The organism is Mycolicibacterium litorale, assembly GCF_010731695.1.
Classification (GTDB): domain Bacteria; phylum Actinomycetota; class Actinomycetes; order Mycobacteriales; family Mycobacteriaceae; genus Mycobacterium; species Mycobacterium litorale.
On sequence record NZ_AP022586.1, the window covers coordinates 571,765 to 592,801 of the forward strand.

Sequence of the window (21,037 nt, forward strand, 5' to 3'; positions counted from 1 at the left end):
GACACAGTGCCCAAGGGCTACATCCTCATCACCGAAGACGTCAAGGACCCGGCCGGTATGGCCGAGTACGGCAAGCTGGCCGCGCAGACCATGGCCGGTTCGACACTGCTGTCGTTCGACTCGAAACCCGAAGTGCTCGAGGGGGAGTGGCACGGCACCCAGACGGTGCTGCTCGAATTCGAGTCGGTCGAGGCGGCCCGTGAATGGTACAACTCCGACGCCTACCAGGAGGCGGTCAAGTTGCGGCAGGCCGCCGCCGACTGCAACGGCGTCATCCTGCACGGCCTCGGCTAGCACTCCCCGAAACCGCATTCCCGGCTGTCAAGCGCACCGCTTGGCAGCCGGGAATGCGGTTTCGCGGGTTACTTCAGGACCCGCACCGGGACGTGTGACCAACCCGCCACGTTCTGCATGGCCACCCGACGGCACTCGTCCCACAGCACCTCGTAGCGGGGCATGAAGTCGAGCAGGCGCTCCAGCGCGATCGCGCTCTCCATCCGCGCCAGCGCCGCGCCGAGGCAGCTGTGCACGCCGTATCCGAAGCCGAGGTTCTGCGCCTCGGTGCGGTCACGGTCGATGTCGAAGGTGTCGGCGTCGGTGAACGCCTCGGGATCGCGGTTGGCCGAACCACCCAGCAGGAACACGGGTTTGCCGGCGGGGATCGTGACGCCGTGCAGTGTCACGTCCTTCATCGAACGGCGGACGTTGTACTGCGCCGGCGCCTCGTAGCGCAGCAGTTCCTCGACCGCGGCGGGGATCTTGCTGCGGTCGTCGAGCAGCTTCTGCCACTGATCCGGGAAGCGGGCGAACGTGACGGCCGCGTTGCCGATCAACTTGGTCACCGTCTCGGCGCCCGCGCCGCCCAGAAGCGTTGCGAAGCCCGCGATCTCGAGGTCGTCGAGGCGTTCCATCCGCCCGTCTTCACGCTCGATCTCGGCCTGCACGAGGCGGGTGAACATATCGTCCTGCGGGTTCTCCCGGCGTTGCGCGATCAGCTCGAAGTACAGGCCCATGGCCTCGGCGATGGCCTGCATGCCCTCCGGGGACATCTCCTCCTGGCCCGGTTCGCGGTGCAGCGAGGTGTCCACCCATTGGCGCACCTGCTGGCGGCGATCCTCCGGGACGCCGAGCATCCGGGTGATCACCTCAACCGGGAAGAAGGCGGCGAACTCCTGCACCACGTCGAAATGCTCAGGATCGGCGGCGCGGAAGCACGAGTCGATGGTCTCTTCGACCATCGGCTTGAGGTTCGCGATCGCCCGCGGGGTGAACACCTTGTTGACGAGGCTGCGCATCTGCCGATGCTCCGGCGGATCCATCAGGATGATCATCTTGAACGGGGCCGGTTCACCGGTCTTCACCATCGACAGGTCGAGGCCGTACGCCGAGGAGAACGTCTGGTAGTCCTTGAACGCGGCCGCCACATCGGCGTGCCGCGACAACGCGTAGAAGTCCAGTTCCTCGTTGTAGTACACCGGCGCCTCTTCGCGCATGCGCCGGTAGATCTCCCACGGCTCGTTGAAATACTCCTCGGAGAACGGGTCGAACACGAGATCGGAATTGGTCTTTGGGGTGGTCATTCACTCTCCCGGTCGGCCGCGAGGCGTCTCATTCTTCGCGGATGCTGATGGCCTGCCGCGGGCACTGGCGCACCGCTTCTTTGACCCGTTCTTCGTTCTCAGGGGTGACCTCATCGGTCAGGACATGCAGGTAGTCCTCATCGTCCAGGTCGAACACCTCGGGGATGATGCCCATGCAGACCCCGTTGCTCTCGCACAGGCCGAAATCGACGACGATCTTGCTCATCGCAGTACCCGAACCGGGACATGGTGGTACCCCGCGACGTTCTGCATGTGCACGCGTTCCAGCCCGTCGAAGTCGACCTCGTAGCGCGGCATGAAGTCGAGCAGGTGTTCCAGCGCGATCGCGGTCTCCATGCGGGCCAGTGCCGCACCCAGGCAACTGTGGATGCCGTAGCCCAGGCCGAGGTTCTGCGCCTGGGTGCGGTCGCGGGTGATGTCGAACGTCTCGGCGTCGTCGAACGCGCGCGAATCGCGGTTGGCGGCGGCCTTCATCAGGAACACCGGCTTGTGCGCGGGGATCACGCCGCTCGGGACATGGGCTTCGCGCAGCGTGTAGCGCACGTTGTACTGCACCGGTCCGACGTAGCGCAGGAGTTCCTCCACGGCGGCGGGAATCAGGCTGCGGTCGTCGAGCAGCAGCTGCCACTGCTCGGGGTGCCGCGCGAACTCGACGACGGCGCTGCCGACGAGCTTGGTGACCGTTTCGGCGCCGGCGCCCCCCAGCAGCGCGGTGAAGCCGGTGATCTCGATGTCATCGAGCCTGCGCATTCCGCCGTTCTCGCCCGGGATCTCCGCGGCGATCAGTCGGCTGATCATGTCGTCCTGCGGGTTGGCCCGACGTTCCTGGACCAGGCTGTAGTAGTAGACGCCCGCCTCCATGTTGGCCTGCATGTTCTCGTCGGACATCTCGAGCTGTCCCGGCTTGACTTCCAGACCCTTGTCGATCCAGTGCCGGACCTGTTGGCGGAACTCCTCGGGGACACCGGCCATCCGGGTGATCACCTCGACCGGGAAAGGACCCGAGAAGTCCTGCACCACGTCGAAATTGTCCGGATCGACCTGGCTCAGGTAGTGCTCGACGAGGTTGACGACGGTGGCGTGCTGGGACTGGATGGCGCGCGGCGTGAACGCCTTGTTGAGCAGGCTGCGCATGAAGCGGTGTTCCGGCGGATCCATGAAGATGATGGATTTCTGGAACCCCTCGCCGGATTTGATCATCGACAGGTGGCACCCACGGGTCGACGAGAACGACTCGTAGTCCTTGAGCGCCGCCGCGACGTCCTCATGCCGGGTCAGCGCGTAGAAGTCCTCGTCCTCGTCGTAGTAGAGCGGGGTGTCGTCGCGCATCCGCCGATAGATCTCGTACGGGTCGTCGAAGTATTCCTGCGAGAACGGGTCGAACTTCAAGCGTGGCTTGGTCATGGGCTCCTCCTTCGCGGCGGGCTGATAGCCGGAAGCGTTACGTACAGCAAACTTACTGTAACGCTAACAGTTTTCGTCTCTCGTGAGAGCGAGTTCGGCGATCGCGTCCTCGAGCACACCGAGGCCGGTTCCGGCCTCACGGGCGATCGTGCGGACCACCTCGACGTCCTTGCCGACGAACGCCCCCGCCATGTCGAGGAACGTGCCCACCGATCCACGTGGCGCGATCATGGTCAGCACCCGGCTCGCCGAACTGCCGTGGGTCAGCGCGGTCAGCAGGTCGGGTTCGGCCACGCCCAGCGCGCCGCCCAGCCGCACCGCCTCCCGCAGCAACCCGATCTGCGCGGCGAACACCGTGTTGTTGACCAGCTTCACGCTCTGCCCGGCGCCCAGCGGTCCGACGTGCAGAACCGGATCGCCGTAGGCGCCCAGCACCGGCCGCACGGCGTCGACGGCGGCGGCCGCACCACCGACGAACAGCGTCACCGTCCCCTCGGCGATGTCGTGCGGCCCGCCGCTGATCGGCGCGTCCACGACCGCCACGCCGTACTCCTCGCCGCGGGCGGCGATGTCACGGGCGGTGGCCGGGCTGCCGGTGGTGTGGATGACCAGCGTCGCGCCCGGCACCATCGCGGCGAGAAGGCCGTCGTCGAGGCACATGTTGCGCACCTGATCGTCGGTGAACACGCACACGGCCACGACGTCGGCGTCGGCGGCGACGTCGGCCGGTTCGGACACCGCGATGGCGCCCAGTTCCTGGGCGGCCGTGCGCTTCTCCTGGGTCCGGCCCAGGACGGTGACGGTGTGTCCGGCCTCGACGAGGCGGCGCACCATGGGCGCACCCATGCGTCCGGCCCCGACGAAGCCGATCTTGCTCACCGCGGGTGGTCCATCGACTCCAGGGCGGTGTCGGCCGCGGTGAAGACCGATCCCTCGGGCGCCGACGCGGTCGCCGCGATGTTCGCGGCGTGGCGGACATCCTTCTGCAGCAGCGCACCGGCGATCGGCGCGAGGCCCTCCACGGTGCCGCCGAACATGCTGATGCTGCCGAGCGCCTTGCTGGTGGCCGATCCGCCGTTGAGGACCTCGGCGAGGCGGACCCGCGGGATGCCCAGCGATTCACCGAGTTCCAGTGTGCTCAGCGCACTGCCGAGGTTGGCGGTGAACAACAGGTTGTTCAGGATCTTGGTCACCTGGCCGCTGCCGAGCGGGCCCAGGTGCACGATGGGGTCGGCGTACGTGGCGAACACCGGACGCGCCCTCTCGACGTCGTCGTCCGCGCCGCCGACCATGACCAGCAGCGTGCCCTGCTCGACCGCCGGGGCGCCGCCGCTGACCGGTGCGTCGATCACCGAAACGCCCTGTGCCGCGGCCTTCTGCGCGATCTCCCTGCAGGTGTCCGGATGCACGGTGCTGTGGATGGCGATCAGTGCCCCGGACGCGAGGCCGGCCAGCACGCCGTTGTCTCCGTCGAGCACCTCGCGGACGTCGTCGTCGCCGACCACGCACAGGCACACCAGATCGCTGGCCGCCGCGAGTTCGGCGGGGCTGCCCGCGATCTTCGCGGCGGTGTCGGCGAACGGTTCCACCGAGGCCGGCCGGCGCGCCCACAGCGTCAGCTCGTACCCGCCTTCGACGATCCGTCGCGCCATCGGCGCACCCTGGCTGCCCAGGCCTATGAACCCGACGCGCATCTAACCCACCTCCACATCGACTCGTCCCGCGCGGTCGCGGGCCACCACACACTCTTCGACGAACGCCAGCACCTTGAGGTGATAGGCCGCCGCGGTCACACCCAGGCTCAGGTTGTGCCCGGCGGCGGACTGCTCGGCGGAGGCGAACGACGCTGCCGCGGTGAAGATCCCGGCGATCTGCGCGAGCGCGTCGCCGTCGGAGCACCACACCCGTTCGTGCTCGGCGTGGCTGAAACGCACCGGTGTCCGCACCCGGGCGGCCAGCGCACGGAAGTCGCGCTGCGGCCAGTCCCTGACCATCGCGGCCTCGTACGGCGCACCCGTCGAGGAGTTCGTGATCCCGGACAGCACCGCGTCCGGATACAGGTCGGCGGGCTCCCAGAGCAACTGGCGCAACCCGGGCGGCCTGCGGGTGGGCCCGGCGTCGCGCAGGATCTCGAGTGCGGCGTCCTGGTAGCGCAGACCCGTGCCGGCCAGCTCGAGACCGAGGAGGTCGGCGCCCTGATCTGCGGCGGCCATCCGCAGGGCGAGCTCACACCCGTTGGAATGCGCGACCACGAACAGCCCGGCGCCGCGCGATCTTTCGCCCAGCATCGCCTCGACCGCGCCGTAGGCCAGTGCGACTCGCTGCTCCGGCAGCTCGAGGGCGTCGGGGTACGGTGCGGAGCTCCCGTAACCCGGCCGGTCGAGGGCGATCACGGTGTAGCCGAGTGCCGCGCCGACCCGCAGCAACGACAGCCGGGGGTGTCCCGGGCAGTCGAAGTACGCGGCGGTGCTCGCACCGCCGTGCAGCGCGACGATCACCGCGCGGGGGTCCGCGGCCTCGGCCATCAAACCCGACATCGGCACGCCGTCGACCATGACGACGCGTGGGCGCGGCGCGCTCACGCGTCGCTCCGCAGCAGCAGCACCCCGCTGGGCGTGAGTCCGCCGCTGCTGACCACGGCGACGTGGGCGTCGGCGACCTGGCGCTCACCGGCCTCCCCGCGCAGCTGGCTGACGGCCTCGTGCATCAGCCCCATCCCGTGGGTGCGGCCGTGGGATAGCTGCCCGCCGTGGGTGTTGAGCGGCAGCACGCCGTCGCGGGCGATGTTGTGGCCGCCGTCGAGGAAGTCCTTCGCCTCGCCGATCCCGCAGAATCCCAGCGCCTCGATCCACGACAGACAGTTGAACGTGAAGCCGTCGTACAGCTCGGCGACGTCGACGTCGCCGGGCCGCAACTCGGTTCGGGTCCACAGGTGCGCGGACTGGCCGAGCACCTGCGGTTCGTGGGTCAGCGTGGTCTGATCCCAATCGGTGCGCTCGAGGATCTGGGTGCCGACGGCCTCGATGAACACCGGTGGCTTCGCCATGTCGCGCGCGGCGTCGACGGCCGAGACCACGACGGCGACCGCGCCGTCGCACGGTACGTCGCAGTCGTACAGGCCGAACGGGGTGGTGATCGGGCGCGCCGACAGGTAGTCGTCCATCGTCATCGGGTCGCGGTAGATCGCCGTCGGGTTCAGCGCGGCGTTGGCCCGCTGGTTGAGCGCGATGTAGCCCAGCGTCTCGCGGGTGGTGCCGTAGCGGTGGAAATGCCGCTGCGCGTTGAGGGCCAGCGTGTGCGCCGCCGAGGTCGCGCCGAACGGCATCTGCCAGCTGGTCGTCCGCCCACCTCCGGGCGGCGCCATCCTGCCCTCTTTGAGCAGCTGGCCGAACGTCGCCTCCCACAGCGTGCGGAAGCACAGCACGTGGCGTGCCATCCCGGTCGCGACGGCCATCATCGCCGCGATGACCGAACCGCCGGGGCCGAAGGTGTCCATCCCGCCGTTGATCCACGTGGGCCGCAGCCCCAGTGCGCCTTCGAGGGCGGTGACACCGCCTTCACCCATGCCCGCGACGTCCAGGCCGGGGTAGGTGGACAGCCCGTCGATGTCGTCGAACGTCAGGCCCGCATCGGCGACCGCTGCCTCGCATGCCTCGATGGTCAGCGACAGCGGCGGCACCATCAGCCGGCGGCCCAGCCGTGAGGCCCCGATACCGGTGATCGCCGAATGGTCCTCGAACTTCTCGCGGCGCAGCATGGGCCGGACGTGGTCGACGAACCGTTCGGGCGCGATGTCGTCGGCGGGCAGCTCGCCGGGTTCGCCGTCCACCGGACGGAACAGGGGTAGCCAGACGTCGTCGGCCTGGGCGAAGGTCACCTGCATCGGCTGGCCCAGCACCAGGGTCTCCGGATCGGCGTCGACGATGTTGGTGGTCAGCCGCACTCGCGGATCCTCGTCGACGGCCACCTGGGCCACCACGTACGGCGGCGGCAGGTCGGGGAAGCCGAAGCGGTGGTTGACGGTGAACCCGGCCAGCGTGCCACGGCCGGAAACCGTACGCACACCCAGCTTCTGGCTGCGGCAGTACCGGCAGATCGGTTGTGGCGGGTGGAGGAGCGACTGGCAGTCCTGGCACTCCTGGATGCGCAGTTCGCCGTCGCCGCCCGCGGTCCAGAAGAACTCGTTCTGCGCGGTCATCTGCGGCAGGGGCCGGCCCGGGATGTCGGCCACGTCTACAGCCCCGGCAGCATGTGCTCTTCGCGGACGGCGCCGGCGTGGTCGCCGTTCGCCGCATCGTCCACGGACACGGCACCGGCCGGCGGCTGTGAAGGCCTGTCGCGCACCGGTTCTCCCTCGCGCATCTCGATGATGGCGTGTACCGGGCAGTCGAGCAGCGCCCGCCGCACCGCGGGCTGGTCGGCCTCGGGCACCGTGCCGTTGCCGATCAATGAGGCGTACCCCCAGTCGTCGAGCGAGAAGTACTCCGGCGCATGCTTGGCGCAGATGCCGAAACCGTCGCACATGGTGCGATCGAGACGGACTCTCACGCGGTCACCACCGCCTCTACTTCGTAGGGTCGTCGGACGTCGAAGGCCTCGACCGCGCAGCTGTCGCAGGCACCTTGCAGATGCCGCGTCACGGCCTGCGGGAACGCGGTCAGCAGGCTGGCCGCGACGTTGGTGGCGGCGTCGAGCGTCGCGCAGGCACCGCGGCCCCGCAGCACCACCGACCAGCGTTCCAGCCGGGCCAGATCCTCGTCGGCGGCAACGCCGTCGCGCAGCGCCCCGGCGACCGCCGCCATCGCCGCGGTGCCGTTGAAGCACGATCCGCACTGCCCGGCGTTCTCCCGGTCGAAGTACGCCAGCACCGACGCGGCGACCGCGACGGGGCATTCGTCGGTCAGCACCCCTACCGCCCCGCAGCCCAATCCACTGCCGAGCCGGCGCAGCGCCTCGTGGTCGAGCGTCGCGTCGAGGACGTCCCGGTTGAGCAGACCGGTGAAGTAGCCGCCCATCAGCACCCCGCCCACCCGGTCGGGGGAGATTCCGTGCCAGGACAGCACATCGGCCAGCGCGACGCCGTGGGGGAGTTCGTAGAGCGCCGGCGGCAGGCCGCCCCCGGTGACGGTGGCCAGGAAGGTGCCGGGCGACGACGGGGTGCCCGCCGCCCGGTAATCGCGCGCCCCGTGGCTGTGCAGGTACGGCAGGTTCGCCAGCGTCTCGACGTTGCTGACCAGGGTGGGCAGGCCGCCCACCCCTCCTCGAACGGCCGCGGTGGCTTGTCGGTCGGTTTGGCCGGCCCGCCGTTGACGGCGCGCACCGCGGCGGTCTCCTCACCCGCGACGTAGCCGGCGTCGACGCACACCACGCTCACCGACACGCCGTCCAGCACCGCCGAATCAATCTGGGACAGCGCCGTTTCCACGCTGCGGGCGGCCTCCGGGTCGGAGACGTAGACCACCGCGCGGTCGGCGGCCACCATGCGAGCGGCCAGCCGCAGGCCGTCGAGCACGAGGTGCGGACGACGCCGCAGCAGCCAGCGGTCCTTGATCGAGGCGGGTTCGCCCTCCTCGCCGTTCGCGATCGCGACGGCACCGCCGCGGGCCCGGCCGTGATCGCGCACCGAGCGGAGTTTGACCGCCATCGGGAACGCGGCACCGCCGCGCCCGAGCAGTCCGGACAGTTCGACCTCTTCGAGCAGTCGGTCCGGATCCGGCAGCTCACGGTACCCGCCGGACTGCGCGTAATCGGCGTAGTCCTCGCGACCGGTCGGCACCTGGAGCAGGCGCGGGGTGCCGCCGGGCCAGACGGCGGTGGTGAGATCGGTTGTGGCGGTGGGGTTCATCGGCTTCTACCTCGTTCAGTGCCGGTTAGGCTGGCCGGCATGAGGACTGCGGTGGTGCGGGTGGGCGTCGACCCGGCGGGTGAATTGACACCCGCACAGTTAGCGGGCGGCATGACGCGTCTGCGCGAACTCGGCGCCGCGGCGGGCGCCGAAGTGGTGGACAACAACCTGCCCGCGATGCCCCCGAGCCGGCGCGAGGCCGAGCTGCTGATCGCCGGCGACGACCCGCAGGCCCTCACGGCCCTGGCGGTCGCCATGTGCGCGGAGGCGTTCGGCACTGAACCGGTCGCGGGTGTGCTCACCTACATCAGCCGCGGCACCGACGACGACGCGCTCGGCGTGCTGGCCGGCTTCGGGTTGACCGGCGAGGTCACCAGGACCGCGGACGACGACGGCTGGGACGTCGTCCACGTCACGCTGCGTAAGGCGGACCTGGACCGGATCCCGGAGAGCCGCATCCACACCGCGCTGGAGGCCTCGCTGAACTGCGAGGTGCACATCCGCATCCGGTGACATGGTCGCCTACCGGCCCAGGAAGTCGAGGATGGCCGGTGCTGCCTGCACCCAGGTGTCGAACATGTTGAACCGCTTGACCTTTCCTGACGCGCGCTTCTCGCCCGCACGCTCCCAGGCGTCCTCCGGCCACGGCGGGTCGATCAGCGTCGAACCCTTGATCAGGCAGCTGACCTCCAGTGAGGTCCGCTTGGGGTGGTCGAGGTCGTTCTCCCCGCCGCGGATGATCAGCGTCGGCACCCGGATGTTGTCGAACATCTCGTCCTCGACTCCCGGAATCGTCTGACCCGGTTTGGGGACGAACGCGTTGAGCCAGCGCAGCATCAACTTGAGGAACTCGTCGGCGTCCAGGCGCAGGATGCGGTCGCGGTTGGCCGGATTCTCGGCGATCCGTTCCTGCCACTCCGCGACGTGGACGACGCCCTTCATCCCGGCGCCGCGGACGGCCAGGATGCTCGGCACGATGTAGTACGAGCCCAGCACGAACGAGCCGTACACGCCGCCGACGATGTTCCACACCACCAACTTGGTGACGATCTCCGGATGCAGCATCGTCGTCAGCATCGAATCGCGCGCCCCGCCGGACCCGCCGGCCAGGATGCACGGCCCGATGTCGAGCGTGGTGATCAGCTGGTGCAGCGTCTCGGCCCGCATATGGGACTCGCTCTGACCGTAGAACTGCACGTCGGATTTCCCGCAGTTCGGCCGGTCCCAGAGCAGGACGCGGTAGCCGCCCTTGACCAGTGCCTGAGCCAGCGGTCGCAGCCCCGGGATGTCCTTGCTGAAGCGCCCTCCCGGGGTCAGCGCGATGAAGTCACCGCTCTTGCCGAGGATCTCGTAGACGACGTTGCCGCCGTTGATCTCGATGGTCCTCTCGCCGCGCTTGAGCTCGGGACCGAGCTGCTCGGTCGCGTCGTCGGTAGTGGTCATGCGAAACCTCCGCGAGCGTGCGCACAGTGTCGTTTTTTCGCGGCATGTCGTGTGCAGACGCGCACGCTCGCGGGGGAAGGTGACCCGTTCATGCCATCACCAGCACATCGTTGCCCACCACACGCACCGGGTAGGTGCGGATGCTCCACTCCGGTTTCACCGCGGTGGTGCCCGTCGCCAGCTCGAAACCCCATTGGTGCCAGGGGCAGTAGATGTACTCCAGATCGCGCACCATCACCGCGTCGCCGGGCACGCTGTCGTCGACCACCGTGCGCCCACGGGCGCGGCCCACACACAGCGGACCGCCCTCGTGCGGGCAGTAGTTGGCGATCGCGTAGAAGGTGCCGTTGACGTTGTAGACGCCCACACCGTGGCGCCCGATGGGCACCACTTTGTGTGCGCCCGGCGGAATCTCGTCGACGGTGGCGACGATGTGCTCCCGCCCCTGCGCCAATCTCTGTGGGCGAGCCGGGGGCGTTTTGGCTTCTTCGGTCATATCGGTCAGAACACCCGGACCTGGCCCTCGAGGGCGGGCACGGTGTCGGGGAGGTGATAGGTGGCCAGACCGTTGCGGAACATCACGTTCTCCCTGGCGTGTTCGGGCAGATGCTTGACCAGCCACCGCGGATCGTCGAACGTCCAGTGCGGGTAGTCGGAGCTGTACAGCAGGATCTTGTCGCACTCCATCCATTCGAACGCCCGGGTCAGTTCGGTCTTGTCCTCGGGGTAGTCCAGCGGCTGGGTGGTGAACTTGATGTGGTCCTTGACGTATTCGCTCGGCTTGCGCTTGATGTCCAGCCACGACTTGCGGGCCTCGTAGATCGCGTCCATCCGCCACATCAGCGGCAGGATCCACGTGAAGGCGTGTTCGACCAGCACGATGCGCAGGGTCGGGAAGCGGTCGAAGAGGCCGTCGAACACCATGCTCATCACCTGATTGGCGGCCAGCAGTGAGTAGGTGACCATGAAATCGTGGTTGTAGCTGGGGAATCCGACCGGCGGGATGGGCAGCTCTTCGTGATGGCTGCGCGAGAGGTGGCAACTGACGGTGATGTCGTGCTTGGTGGCGGCCTCCCACAGGGGGTTGTACTTCGGATCGCCCCACGCCGGGCGCGGCTCGGCCTTGATCAGGATCTGCCCCATGTAGGGGTGTCCGGCCCAGCGCTCCACTTCACGCGCCGCGTCCTGCGGTGCCTCGATCGCCACACATATCGAGCCGCGCCAGCGCTCATGCCAGTTGTTGTGGCTGTCCAGCCAGTGGTTGGCCTGCCAGTCGTTCAGTGCGCAACTCATCGCGTGGTTCACCTCGGGGAACCGCGCCGGGTATGCGGCGGGCTCGAGGATCGCGATGTCGGCACCGGCCTCCATGATCAGTTGCCTGAACGCGAGATCCGGGTCGCTGCCCGGGAACTGGCCGTCGGCCGGGAAGGTGTCGACGCGCATCGCGTAGGCGTGGGCATAGTCCGGCGCGTCGTAGTAGATCTGATCGCCGACCCTGCGGTTGAGGAAGTACTTGCTGCGCCACGGCTCGGGGATGTACTGAGCCAGGTCACCGCTGCGGGGCACAGGGTGGACGTCGGAGTCGACGCACCGGACCGCGATGCGCTCGGCCGCCGGCATCCGCGGTGTGGTTGTGACCGTCATCGTCGTGTCTCCCTTGATCGCTGTCGTCACTGCTGTGCGCCGACCCCTGCGCCGATCTGTATGCCGTAGAGCTCAGCGGCGTTGCGCCACAGCAGTTTGTCGCGCTGCTCGGCGCTGAAGGCGGCCGGCGCCGACGGCTCGTTGAGTTGCCAGTGCGGATAGCTGGACCCGTACATCACCATGTCGTCCTTGCCGGTGAACGAGTGCCACTCGCCGGCGAAGTCGGCGTCTCCCGGACCGTCCATCGCACCCTGCACGAAGTAGGTGTGGCCGGGCAGGTAGTCGCTGGGCATCCGCGGCGCCCACGGAGTCTGCTCGAGGTGCGGGCGTCCGAAGCAGTCCATCCGCCACATGAACGGCGTCAGCAGATCGGCGGCGCCGTCCGCCCAGACGAACCTCAGAGCCGGCATCTTCTCGAATACCCCTTCGACGATGAGGTTCATCAAGTGGTACAGGTAGTTCAGCGCCATGAAACTGACGTAGTTCTCATACGTCCTCGGCACGCCGGACGGGGTCGGGGCGAACTGGACGCCCGCACCGACCTCGATGTGCACCGACACCGGCAGGTTCGCCTCGGTGGCCGCTTCCCACAGCGGCCAGTACTGGGGCTTTCCGTAGAGCTCGCGTGACTGCAGCGGGACCCCGATCTGCACGACGCGCGGATGGTCACGGTACTTCTCGATCTCGCGCAGCGCGCCGGTCACGTCGTCGGGATTGACGCGGATCGTCCCGCGGAAGCGTTCGCCGTGCTCGGGGTGTTCGAGCCAGCGGGTCACCAGCATCTCGTTGTGCGCCGCGGCGATCGCCGTGCCGAGATGCCGGTCGGGCATGATTCCCCGGGTCATCGGATGCAGGATCGCCACGTCGACCCCGCGGTCGGTGAACAGGTGCTTGGCCGCCAGGTCCGGATCCGACCCGGGGTACTGGCCGTCCGGGCCCTCGGTGCCCGTGGCGTATTCGCCGCCGGGGGCGCCGTACCAGTCCATCTCGTAGTCGGGGAAGCCGCGGCTCTTGAACGGCTCGCGCATGAAGTTCTGGCGCAGGTCCTTGTTGGAGCCGAAGAAGATGTGCACGCTGGCGTCGATCAGGGGCGTCTGCGTCCCGTCGGGCTGCGTTGTGGCCAAGGCTGTCCTCCGATGTTCGTCCGGCGACACCACGGCGCGCAGACGGTTTCGAGCGTGTGCGGCGAAGCCGGACACACAGTCAGTGTAAATCGAAGTTCTTCAAAGGCAAGAACCGAGTTCTCCGAATACTTACGCGCATCAACGCAGGTCGGAGACTGTGCTGGTCAGTCGGCCAGCGGTGTGCCCACAGAAGCTGCCACGCGTTGGACGAGAACGCGTGATCCTGCGATGAGAATGATATTCTCCCTCTGATCTGACTGAGCCCCAGGAGGCGCCGGATGCTACTCGAGTTCGATGCCGATCAGCGGCTGTGGCAGGAGACCGTGCGCGACGCGGTGACCAAACAGTGTCCGGCCTCGCTGGTCCGCGAGATCGCCGAGAACGGTGTCGACCCGACGCCGCTGTGGAGAAGCTACGTCGACGCCGGGTGGACGGAGCTGACCGACCCCGAGAACGCCGTCGAGTTGGCGATCGTGCTCGAAGAGATGGGGCGCGCCACCGATCCGACGCCGTTCCTCGCCACGATGACGCAGTACGCGCCGCTGGCCGGGGACCGGTTCGAGGCGCAACAGGCGGGCGCGGCCATCTACGACGGCATCACCGCGGTCCGCGACGCGGACGGCTGGGTGCTCGACGGCGCCGCGCGCTTCGTCCTCGACGGCGACCGCGCCGACCGGTTCGCGGTGGCCACCGACGCGGGCGTCTTCGTCGTGGACGCCGCCGTCGCGGCGCGCCGCCGCACTCCGGTGTTCGATCCCGTGCTGCACATCGCCGACGTGTCGTTCGACAGGGTGCGCGTGCCCGACGGCGACCGGGTGCCCACCGACGCGGAGCGGGCCCGCCACCTCGCGCTGACCGGGATCGCGATCACGACCGTCGGCGCCTGCCAGCGGATCCTCGACCTCGCCCTCGACCACGTCAAACAGCGCCACCAGTTCGGGGTGCCCATCGGCTCGTTCCAGGCCGTGCAGCACAAGGCCGTCGACATGCACGTGGCCACCGAACGCGCCCGCGCGCTGTCGTACTTCGCCGCGCTGACCATCGCGGCCGACGATCCGCGTCGCCGGCTGGCCGCAGCCATGGCCAAGGCCGCGGCCGGCGAATGCCAGGCGGTGGTGTTCCGGCACGGCCTGCAACTGTTCGGCGCCATGGGTTTCACCTGGGAGAACGACCTGCAGTTCGCGCTGAAACGGGCCAAGGCCGGCGAGCTGCTGCTGGGCGGTGCCGCCGAACACCGCGCGACGATCGCGAAGGAATTTCATGCAGCTGACTTTTGATTCCGACGTCGAGCAGTTCCGCGCCGAGTTCGCGGCGTTCCTCGACGAGCACCTGCCGCCCGAATCGGCCACGCTCGAGCGTCCCAAGTCGGTGTCGCACATGCCGCAGTGGGCCCGGGACTGGCAGCGGCTGCTGTTCGACAACGGCTGGCTGCTACCCGCCCAGCCGCCCGAGTTCGGCGGCCGCAACGCCACCGTGCTGCAGCAGTTCGTCCACCTCGACGAACTGTGCCGCCGCCGGATCTACCACAGCTTCAATCCGCAGGGCGTCAACATCGTCGCGGCGTCGCTGATCACGTTCGGCAGCGACGAGCAGAAGCACCGCTGGGCGGTGCCGGTGCTGCGGGGCGAACTCACCGCGTCACTGGGGATGAGCGAGCCGAGTGCCGGCTCCGACCTCGCGTCGTTGCGCACCCGGGCGGACTTCGTCTCGGGCGGCGACGGGGACCACTTCGTGGTCAACGGTCAGAAGGTGTGGACGTCGGGCGCCCACGACGCCGACTACCTGCTGGCGTTCGTGCGCACCGATCCGGATGCCCCCAAGCACCGGGGCATCAGCGCGCTGATCATCCCGACCGATACGCCGGGCGTGGTGTGCCGGCCGTTCGCCGACCTGTGCGGCGAGGAGAACAAGGACTTCAACGAGGTCTTCTTCACCGACGCCCGGGTACCCGCCGAGAACCTCGTCGGACCGTTGAACCAGGGCTGGAAGGTGGCCAACGGGTCACTCGGCCACGAACGCACGATGATGTGGCTGGGTTTCGCCGACCGGATCGACAACGTGATCGCCGACTTCGTCCCCCATACGGAGATCGAACGCGATCAGTACGCCTCGATGATCATGGATTACCAGGCGCTGCGGGCCATGGGCTCGGCGGCGCTGGCGCGCGCGGCACGCGGAGAGATGGACACGGCCTCGGTCTCTGTGCTCAAACTGTTCGGCTCCGAGGCGGAGATGCGGGCCGCCGATGCGGCGCTCACGGCATCCGGGTCCGCCGGGTTGGTGCACCCCTCGACGACTGGGGCGTACGCGCACATGAACCTCGACCACTACTTTGCCAGCTGGTTCGAACGCTATGCCCGCAGTTTCTCCGGCACCATCGCCGGCGGAACCTCGGAGATCCAGCGCAACATCATCGCCACGCAGGTACTGGGGTTGCCGCGCGGCTGATGATCAGCCGCGCGGCCACCGCTCAGTAGTTGTTGCAGGTGTTCGCGACGTCCGAGATCGGCCCGAAGTAGGCCTGTGCGGTCGGGTTGCCCTGCAGGAAGGCAACCGTGGCCTGCCGCTGCTGCGGCGACGACGCGAGGAAGTTACGAACAGCGGCCTGGCCACTACGCTGCTGCGCGAACTGCGCTGCCAGGTCCGGATGCTGGTCGTTGAGTGCCGCGATCACCTGGTCATAGGTGCACGTGGTGTTGATGATCGGGCCCAGGTCGGGCTGCGCCGACGCGACGCCCGCGGAGAGCGGAATCGCCACGGCGAGGCCGCCGAGCGTGACAGCCAGTTTCGTGCGCGACAGCTTCAGCATGGAGTACACCCTCTTCTCGGAATTCTGTTGTCGAAATGCGCTTTGCCGGGCAACAAGATCGCCCGACAGCAGATACATCGACAGTAACAGCGGGACTGTTACCTTTTCATCCCTCGAGCAAACCTCGCGGCGGTCAGTCGATGACCGCGGCCTCTTTGCGCTCGGTGATGGGACGGGCCAGTTCCTGCTGGTCGCATATCCGCTGCAGCTTGTCGAGTGTCTCGTCGAGGCCCGGTCCGAGCGGTTTTGCGGGGGTGAACGTCGCCGGCAGGTTGCGCATGCCCTGGATCACGCCGATCGTGTCGTAGTGCACAGCGCCCTCGGGGTCGCACACGTAGTCCGGCATTCTGTCGAGCACCGCGGTCAGCATCGACTTGAACACCGTGCGGGCCACGTTGGAGCCCACGCAGCGATGCACACCGATGCCGAAGCTGAAGTGCCGGTTGCCCTTACGGTCCAGGATCACCTCGTTGGGCCGGTCGAACACCGACGCGTCGCGATTGGCCATGGCCCAGGAGAGCCAGAGCCGTTCGTACTTCTTGAACTGCTGACCCTCCACCTCGACGTCGTCGGCGAAGGTCCGGCCGTCACCGGGCGCCGGGGTGAAGAAGCGCAGGAACTCCTCGGTGGCCGGATGCAGCAGCGTGTCGCGCTCACGGCTGAGACGCTCGCGCTGATCGGGGTGCTCGCCGAGCCATTCCAGCGCGTGCGCGGTGAGCGCGGTCGTCGTGTCGAAACCACCACCGATGATGAGGCCGAGATTGCCGAGGATCTCCATGTCCGGTGCCGGCTCACCGTCGATCCGCAACTGCACCAGCGCATTGACCAGACCCGGACGCGGATGCTGCCGGATCTCCATCATGTTGTTGATGAGGTCGATGCCCATCTCGCGATGCTGTTCGTTGATCTTCTCGCGTTCGGGGGAGTGCTCAGGGGTGTACACCGAGGCGTGGGTCGGCTCGCTGTAGACGTTCCACTTCTTCAGCTCGATGCCCATCATCGCCAGCGTGAACACCGCCGGCACCACGTTCGCCAGGTGCTCCACGAAATCGATGCGGCCCGACTCGATGTGCTCGTCGAGTGCGGCGCGGGTGATCTCGTCGACGAACGGTTCCCAGCGCTTGATCGCCGCGGGCGACAGGTAGGGGTTGAGCGCCCCGCGGTACGCGCTGTGTTCGGGTTCGTCCATCTCCAGGATGCCGCCGCGCACGACGGTCGCGCGGCTGGCCTTCGGGACGGTGATCCCCTGGAACGGTGTCTCACCGGTGATGTCGTGGTGATTGGACACCACCGGACAGCGCGCCAACTCGAACACGTGCTTGCTGTCGGCGGCCACCCAGTGCCCGCCGTACGTCTCGGTCCACGCCATCGGGCACTTGGCGTGCATCTCCTCGGTGATCTTCTCGAACTGCTCCCGGTATTCCGGTGTGTGCCGGTCGAAGTGGTACTGGCTCTTCCGGCGATCACTGTCGGCAGAGTCGCCGCGCCGATCGTCGACGGTGCTCACGTGGTTGGCTCCCTGAGTCATTGGTCGAGTCAGTCGTCGATCGAGATCGCTTGTTCGGGGCAGGACGAGACCGCCTCGCGGACCGCGTCCTGCTGATCGTCGGGAACGATCTCGTTGACCGGCGACGCGGTGCCGTCGATGTCGCTCAGCTCGAAGGAGTCCGGCGCGATCATCGCGCAGAGTGTGTGCCCCTGGCAGCGGCCCGAATCAACCCTTACCTTCACTGTTCTCCTCGAAGTCCCTGGCGGCCAACGTCTTCGGCGTCAGACGTGGTAGTCGTACCACTTGAGATAACCGCCCGCGTCCACGCGCAGCTGCATGCCGGTGACGAACCGTGACTCGTCGGAGGCCAGCCACAGCACGGCGTTGCTGATGTCCTCGGGTTCGATGAACGGCACGGGCATCGCCTGCTGCACGCCGAAGGCCAGTTCGGCGTCGGCGCGGGTCGGCTTCTCGAGGTCGGGCCGGAACGAGCGGTACATCGGCTCGCTCTGCAGCATGTCGGTGTTGCAGTTGGTGGGGTGGATGACGTTGGCCCGGATGTTGCGGACCGCCAGTTCGGTCGCCAGGTCGTGCACGTACTGGGAGATCAGGCGTTTGGAGGTCATGTACCCCATCCCGCCGGGATCGGCGCCCGGGCGGTCCTTCTTCGACGCGTCCATCAACGCCGCGGCCGAGGCCGTCGCGATGATCGACGCACCCTCCTTGAGGTGTGGCAGCGCCACCTGGATGGCGTTGATGGTCCCGACGAAGTTCGTGTTGATCCCGTCGGTCCACGCCTGCATCGGCGGGGCGCCCTTCATCGCCGCGATGCCGGCCTGCGCGACGACGATGTCGAGGTGGCCGAGTTCGGCGACGCCGTTGTCGAGTGCTTCCTTGAGCTTGGCGGCGTCCCGGACGTCGGCCTGGGCGATGATCGCCTTCCGGCCGGCCTTCTCGACGTACTGCGCGGTCTCCTCGAGGTCCTCCGGCTTGGCGAGCGGGTAGCCCACGGTGTCGATGTCGGCGCAGATGTCGACGGCGATGATGTCGGCGCCTTCCTCGGCGAGCCGAATGGCGTGGCTGCGGCCCTGCCCGCGTGCTGCGCCGGTGATGAAAGCAACTTTCCCTTGTACGCGCCCATCTGAGTTACCCACAGGATGTCCTTCCTTCGGTTGACCGGCCGTCAGGTGTTGCGGCCGCCGTTGACACCGAGGATCTGGCCGGTGATGTAGCCGGCCTCCTCGCTGATGAGGAATGCGCACGCGGCGGCGATGTCCTCGGGTCTGCCGATGCGCCGCACCGGCGTGGCCGCGATGGTCGCGTCGATGTCGCCGAGGTATCCGCGCTCGGCGGCGGCGCGCAGCATCGGGGTGTCGATGAAGCCGGGCGGCACGGCGTTGACCGTGATGCCGCTCGGGCCGTATTCGAGCGCAAGCGATTTGGTCAGGCCGTTGACCGCGGACTTGGCCGCCACGTAGGGCGACATGTACGGCGCGCCCGAGTGCGTACTGGACGACGAGATGTTGACGATTCGCCCCCACCCGGCCTCGACCATGTCGGGCAGCACCGCCTGGATGGTGTGGAAGACGCCGTTGAGGTTGACGTCGATGACCTTCTGCCAGCGGTCGAAGGACACGTCGGTGAACCGTTTGAAGCAGTCCAGCCCCGCGGCGTTGACGAGCACGGTGATGGGGCCGAGCTGGCTGCGGATCGCGGTGAAGGCGGCCTCCACGGCGCCGCGGTCGGTCACATCCGCGGCGTGGGCGAACTCGCCGTCGCCCGGGTTGAGGTCGATCGTGGCGACGTGGATGCCGTCCGCCTGCAGGCGACGCGCGATGGCAAGTCCGATACCCGACGCACCGCCGGTGACGACGGCGGTCTTCACAGAGCGTCCTCCACCGCGGTGGCGGGGGGTACGACGGGCGTCTCAGGCATCAAGAATCATCCTTCCGATTATGAGAACCGTACTCTCGACATTGATCATTCTGCAAGAAATCACACGGGTCCGCTCGGCTTCGACCTATGCTCCGAGCCGGTTCATCAAGCCTATGACTAGCCACTCTAGGTTTCCTTGAGTTCTCTGGGACCGAATGTATGATTCGCCGGGAATGAGAATGGAATTTCCATCACACTGAGGAGGATGATGGCTCAGACGCCCACGGCGGCCGACGACCGGCAGACCGGCGCCGACCCGCAGGCCGGCGGCGCGGCGGCCGACCGGCGGCTGCTCATCGACGGACGACTGGTCGACACCGGACGGGTGTTTCCTTCTCTGAATCCCGCCACCGGCGAGGTCCTCGGACACGCACCGGACGCGACCGTCGAGGACGCCCGGGCCGCCGTCGCCGCCGCCCGGCGCGCTTTCGACACCACCGACTGGTCGACCGACGTCGAGCTGCGGGTCCGTTGCCTGCGCCAATTGCACACCGCACTGGTCGAACAACGCGACGAACTGGCCGCGCTGACCATCGCGGAGGTGGGCGCCACCGAGGCGCTGTGCCAGGGCGCCCAACTCGACCAGCCCATCGAGATCGTGCGTTACTACGCCGATCTGCTCGCCGGCTATCCGCTGACCGAAGACCTCGGCAACATCGACAGCCGGGGGATGCAGCACCACCGCTGGGTGGAGAAGGAAGCCGCGGGAGTCGTCGCCGCGATCATCGCCTACAACTATCCCAACCAGCTCGCGCTCGCCAAGCTGGCCCCCGCGCTGGCCGCCGGCTGCACCGTCGTCCTCAAGTCGGCGCCCGACACGCCGCTGATCACCCTGGCCCTCGGCGAGCTGATCGCCGAACACACCGACATCCCGGCGGGCGTGGTCAACGTGCTCTCCGGCGCCGACCCCGAAGTCGGTGCGGTGCTGACCACCGATCCGGACGTCGACATGGTCACGTTCACCGGCTCGACTCCGACGGGCCGGCGCATCATGGCCGCCGCGAGCGAGACGCTCAAGAAGGTGTTTCTCGAACTCGGTGGGAAATCCGCCGCGATCGTGCTCGACGACGCCGACTTCACCACCGCCGCCCTGTTCGCCGCATTCTCGATGGTCACCCACGCCGGCCAGGGATGTGCCCTCACGTCACGGCTGCTGGTACCCGCCCGGCACAAGGACGAGATCGTCGAACTGATCAGGAACAACTTCGGTCTGGTGCGGTTGGGGAATCCAGCCGACCCGAAGACCTACATGGGTCCGCTCATCAGTGACAAGCAGCGCGACAAGGTCGACGGCATGGTCAAGCGCGCCGTCGAGGCGGGCGCCACGCTGGTCACCGGTGGCGAGAAGGTCGACCCCGGCTACTTCTACACCCCGACGTTGCTCGCCGACGTCGACCCCGACAGCGAGATCGCGCAGGAAGAGGTGTTCGGCCCGGTCCTGGCGGTGATCGCCTACACCGACGACGACGATGCCGTGCGCATCGCCAACAACTCCATCTACGGACTGTCCGGCGCGGTGTTCGGCAGCGAGGACCGCGCGCTGGCGATCGCCCGGCGGATCCGCACCGGGACGTTCTCGATCAACGGCGGCAACTACTTCAGCCCCGACACCCCGTTCGGTGGCTACAAGCAGTCCGGTATCGGCCGGGAGATGGGAACCGCGGGGCTCGAGGAGTTCCTGGAGTCCAAGACCTTCGCAACGGTGGTGGGGTGATGAGCGCTTGCGCGAAGAACGGAGGGCTG

22 protein-coding genes and 1 pseudogene are annotated in these 21,037 nt (G+C 67.9%); 5 read left to right on the forward strand and 18 right to left on the reverse strand.

The features are described from left to right. The first annotated feature begins 6 nt into the window (after positions 1–6). Positions 7–294, forward strand: a complete 288-nt coding sequence (locus G6N30_RS02765; protein ID WP_134059753.1) for a DUF1330 domain-containing protein — start codon at positions 7–9, stop codon at positions 292–294. Between the two features lie 68 nt (positions 295–362). Here the strand turns inward: G6N30_RS02765 and G6N30_RS02770 are convergent, their stop codons facing one another. The 9 genes and pseudogenes from G6N30_RS02770 to G6N30_RS02810 all read right to left on the reverse strand — a co-directional run bounded on the left by G6N30_RS02770 (position 363) and on the right by G6N30_RS02810 (position 8,850). Next, positions 363–1,580, reverse strand: a complete 1,218-nt coding sequence (locus G6N30_RS02770; RefSeq protein WP_134059756.1) for a cytochrome P450 — start codon at positions 1,578–1,580, stop codon at positions 363–365. Positions 1,581–1,608: 28 nt separating this feature from the next. Continuing rightward, positions 1,609–1,806 carry a ferredoxin gene (locus G6N30_RS02775; protein WP_134059758.1) on the reverse strand — a complete coding sequence of 66 codons (198 nt, stop codon included), beginning with the start codon at positions 1,804–1,806 and terminating at the stop codon, positions 1,609–1,611. Further along, positions 1,803–3,005 carry a cytochrome P450 gene (locus G6N30_RS02780; RefSeq protein ID WP_134059761.1) on the reverse strand — a complete coding sequence of 401 codons (1,203 nt, stop codon included), beginning with the start codon at positions 3,003–3,005 and terminating at the stop codon, positions 1,803–1,805. The genes G6N30_RS02775 and G6N30_RS02780 overlap by 4 nt, the downstream gene beginning before the upstream one ends. Positions 3,006–3,068: 63 nt before the next feature. Beyond that, the gene (locus G6N30_RS02785) at positions 3,069–3,884 is read right to left on the reverse strand and encodes an NAD(P)-dependent oxidoreductase (protein ID WP_134059764.1); all 816 of its coding nucleotides are present in this window, start codon (positions 3,882–3,884) and stop codon (positions 3,069–3,071) included. After that, complete coding sequence (locus G6N30_RS02790) at positions 3,881–4,699, reverse strand: NAD(P)-dependent oxidoreductase (protein ID WP_134059767.1); 819 nt, start codon at positions 4,697–4,699, stop codon at positions 3,881–3,883. Before G6N30_RS02790 ends, G6N30_RS02785 begins: the two co-directional genes overlap by 4 nt. Next, positions 4,700–5,560, reverse strand: coding sequence for an alpha/beta fold hydrolase (locus tag G6N30_RS02795; RefSeq protein ID WP_134060327.1), 861 nt, complete (start codon positions 5,558–5,560; stop codon positions 4,700–4,702). It abuts the gene before it with no gap. A gap of 23 nt (positions 5,561–5,583) precedes the next feature. Next, positions 5,584–7,236, reverse strand: coding sequence for a thiolase C-terminal domain-containing protein (locus tag G6N30_RS02800; RefSeq protein WP_134059770.1), 1,653 nt, complete (start codon positions 7,234–7,236; stop codon positions 5,584–5,586). Between the two features lie 2 nt (positions 7,237–7,238). Beyond that, positions 7,239–7,553 (reverse strand): ferredoxin, encoded by a 315-nt coding sequence (locus G6N30_RS02805; RefSeq protein WP_134059773.1) that lies wholly within the window; start codon positions 7,551–7,553, stop codon positions 7,239–7,241. Then, positions 7,550–8,850 (reverse strand): annotated as a pseudogene (locus G6N30_RS02810) (NADH-ubiquinone oxidoreductase-F iron-sulfur binding region domain-containing protein). The gene G6N30_RS02805 and the pseudogene G6N30_RS02810 overlap by 4 nt, the downstream one beginning before the upstream one ends. A gap of 39 nt (positions 8,851–8,889) precedes the next feature. Here G6N30_RS02810 and G6N30_RS02815 point away from each other — a divergent pair. Then, positions 8,890–9,363 carry a hypothetical protein gene (locus G6N30_RS02815; RefSeq protein WP_134059779.1) on the forward strand — a complete coding sequence of 158 codons (474 nt, stop codon included), beginning with the start codon at positions 8,890–8,892 and terminating at the stop codon, positions 9,361–9,363. Positions 9,364–9,372: 9 nt separating this feature from the next. Here the strand turns inward: G6N30_RS02815 and G6N30_RS02820 are convergent, their stop codons facing one another. The 4 genes from G6N30_RS02820 to G6N30_RS02835 form a co-directional block, all read right to left on the reverse strand. Beyond that, positions 9,373–10,293: an alpha/beta fold hydrolase gene (locus tag G6N30_RS02820; protein WP_134059782.1), complete on the reverse strand. Its 921-nt coding sequence runs from the start codon at positions 10,291–10,293 to the stop codon at positions 9,373–9,375. An 88-nt stretch (positions 10,294–10,381) separates the two neighbouring features. Next, positions 10,382–10,789: a Rieske (2Fe-2S) protein gene (locus tag G6N30_RS02825; RefSeq protein ID WP_134059785.1), complete on the reverse strand. Its 408-nt coding sequence runs from the start codon at positions 10,787–10,789 to the stop codon at positions 10,382–10,384. 5 nt (positions 10,790–10,794) lie between these two features. Further along, positions 10,795–11,937 (reverse strand): amidohydrolase family protein, encoded by a 1,143-nt coding sequence (locus tag G6N30_RS02830; protein ID WP_134059787.1) that lies wholly within the window; start codon positions 11,935–11,937, stop codon positions 10,795–10,797. Positions 11,938–11,963: 26 nt separating this feature from the next. Further along, positions 11,964–13,061 (reverse strand): amidohydrolase family protein, encoded by a 1,098-nt coding sequence (locus G6N30_RS02835; RefSeq protein ID WP_163687357.1) that lies wholly within the window; start codon positions 13,059–13,061, stop codon positions 11,964–11,966. A gap of 278 nt (positions 13,062–13,339) precedes the next feature. Between G6N30_RS02835 and G6N30_RS02840 the strand changes: the two genes are divergently transcribed. Further along, positions 13,340–14,338 (forward strand): acyl-CoA dehydrogenase family protein, encoded by a 999-nt coding sequence (locus G6N30_RS02840; protein WP_134059790.1) that lies wholly within the window; start codon positions 13,340–13,342, stop codon positions 14,336–14,338. Then, entirely contained in the window at positions 14,322–15,509 is a 1,188-nt protein-coding gene (locus G6N30_RS02845; protein WP_134059792.1) for an acyl-CoA dehydrogenase family protein, read from the forward strand. The genes G6N30_RS02840 and G6N30_RS02845 overlap by 17 nt, the downstream gene beginning before the upstream one ends. Before the next feature lie 22 nt (positions 15,510–15,531). Here G6N30_RS02845 and G6N30_RS02850 read toward each other — a convergent pair whose 3' ends face one another. The 5 genes from G6N30_RS02850 to G6N30_RS02870 all read right to left on the reverse strand — a co-directional run bounded on the left by G6N30_RS02850 (position 15,532) and on the right by G6N30_RS02870 (position 19,244). Beyond that, positions 15,532–15,870, reverse strand: a complete 339-nt coding sequence (locus tag G6N30_RS02850; protein ID WP_134059794.1) for a hemophore-related protein — start codon at positions 15,868–15,870, stop codon at positions 15,532–15,534. Between the two features lie 133 nt (positions 15,871–16,003). Next, on the reverse strand, positions 16,004–17,398 hold the full coding sequence (locus G6N30_RS02855) for a cytochrome P450 (protein ID WP_264006998.1): 1,395 nt from the start codon (positions 17,396–17,398) through the stop codon (positions 16,004–16,006). A gap of 8 nt (positions 17,399–17,406) precedes the next feature. Next, positions 17,407–17,601: a ferredoxin gene (locus G6N30_RS02860; RefSeq protein WP_134059798.1), complete on the reverse strand. Its 195-nt coding sequence runs from the start codon at positions 17,599–17,601 to the stop codon at positions 17,407–17,409. Between the two features lie 39 nt (positions 17,602–17,640). Next, positions 17,641–18,513 (reverse strand): mycofactocin-coupled SDR family oxidoreductase, encoded by an 873-nt coding sequence (locus G6N30_RS02865; RefSeq protein WP_134059800.1) that lies wholly within the window; start codon positions 18,511–18,513, stop codon positions 17,641–17,643. Positions 18,514–18,542: 29 nt separating this feature from the next. Continuing rightward, on the reverse strand, positions 18,543–19,244 hold the full coding sequence (locus G6N30_RS02870) for an SDR family NAD(P)-dependent oxidoreductase (protein WP_134059802.1): 702 nt from the start codon (positions 19,242–19,244) through the stop codon (positions 18,543–18,545). Between the two features lie 258 nt (positions 19,245–19,502). On the opposite strand from G6N30_RS02870, the gene G6N30_RS02875 reads away from it, so the two are divergent. Then, a complete protein-coding gene (locus G6N30_RS02875; RefSeq protein ID WP_163687866.1) occupies positions 19,503–21,008 on the forward strand; it encodes an aldehyde dehydrogenase family protein in 1,506 nt (501 codons plus the stop codon). Positions 21,009–21,037: the final 29 nt, after the last annotated feature.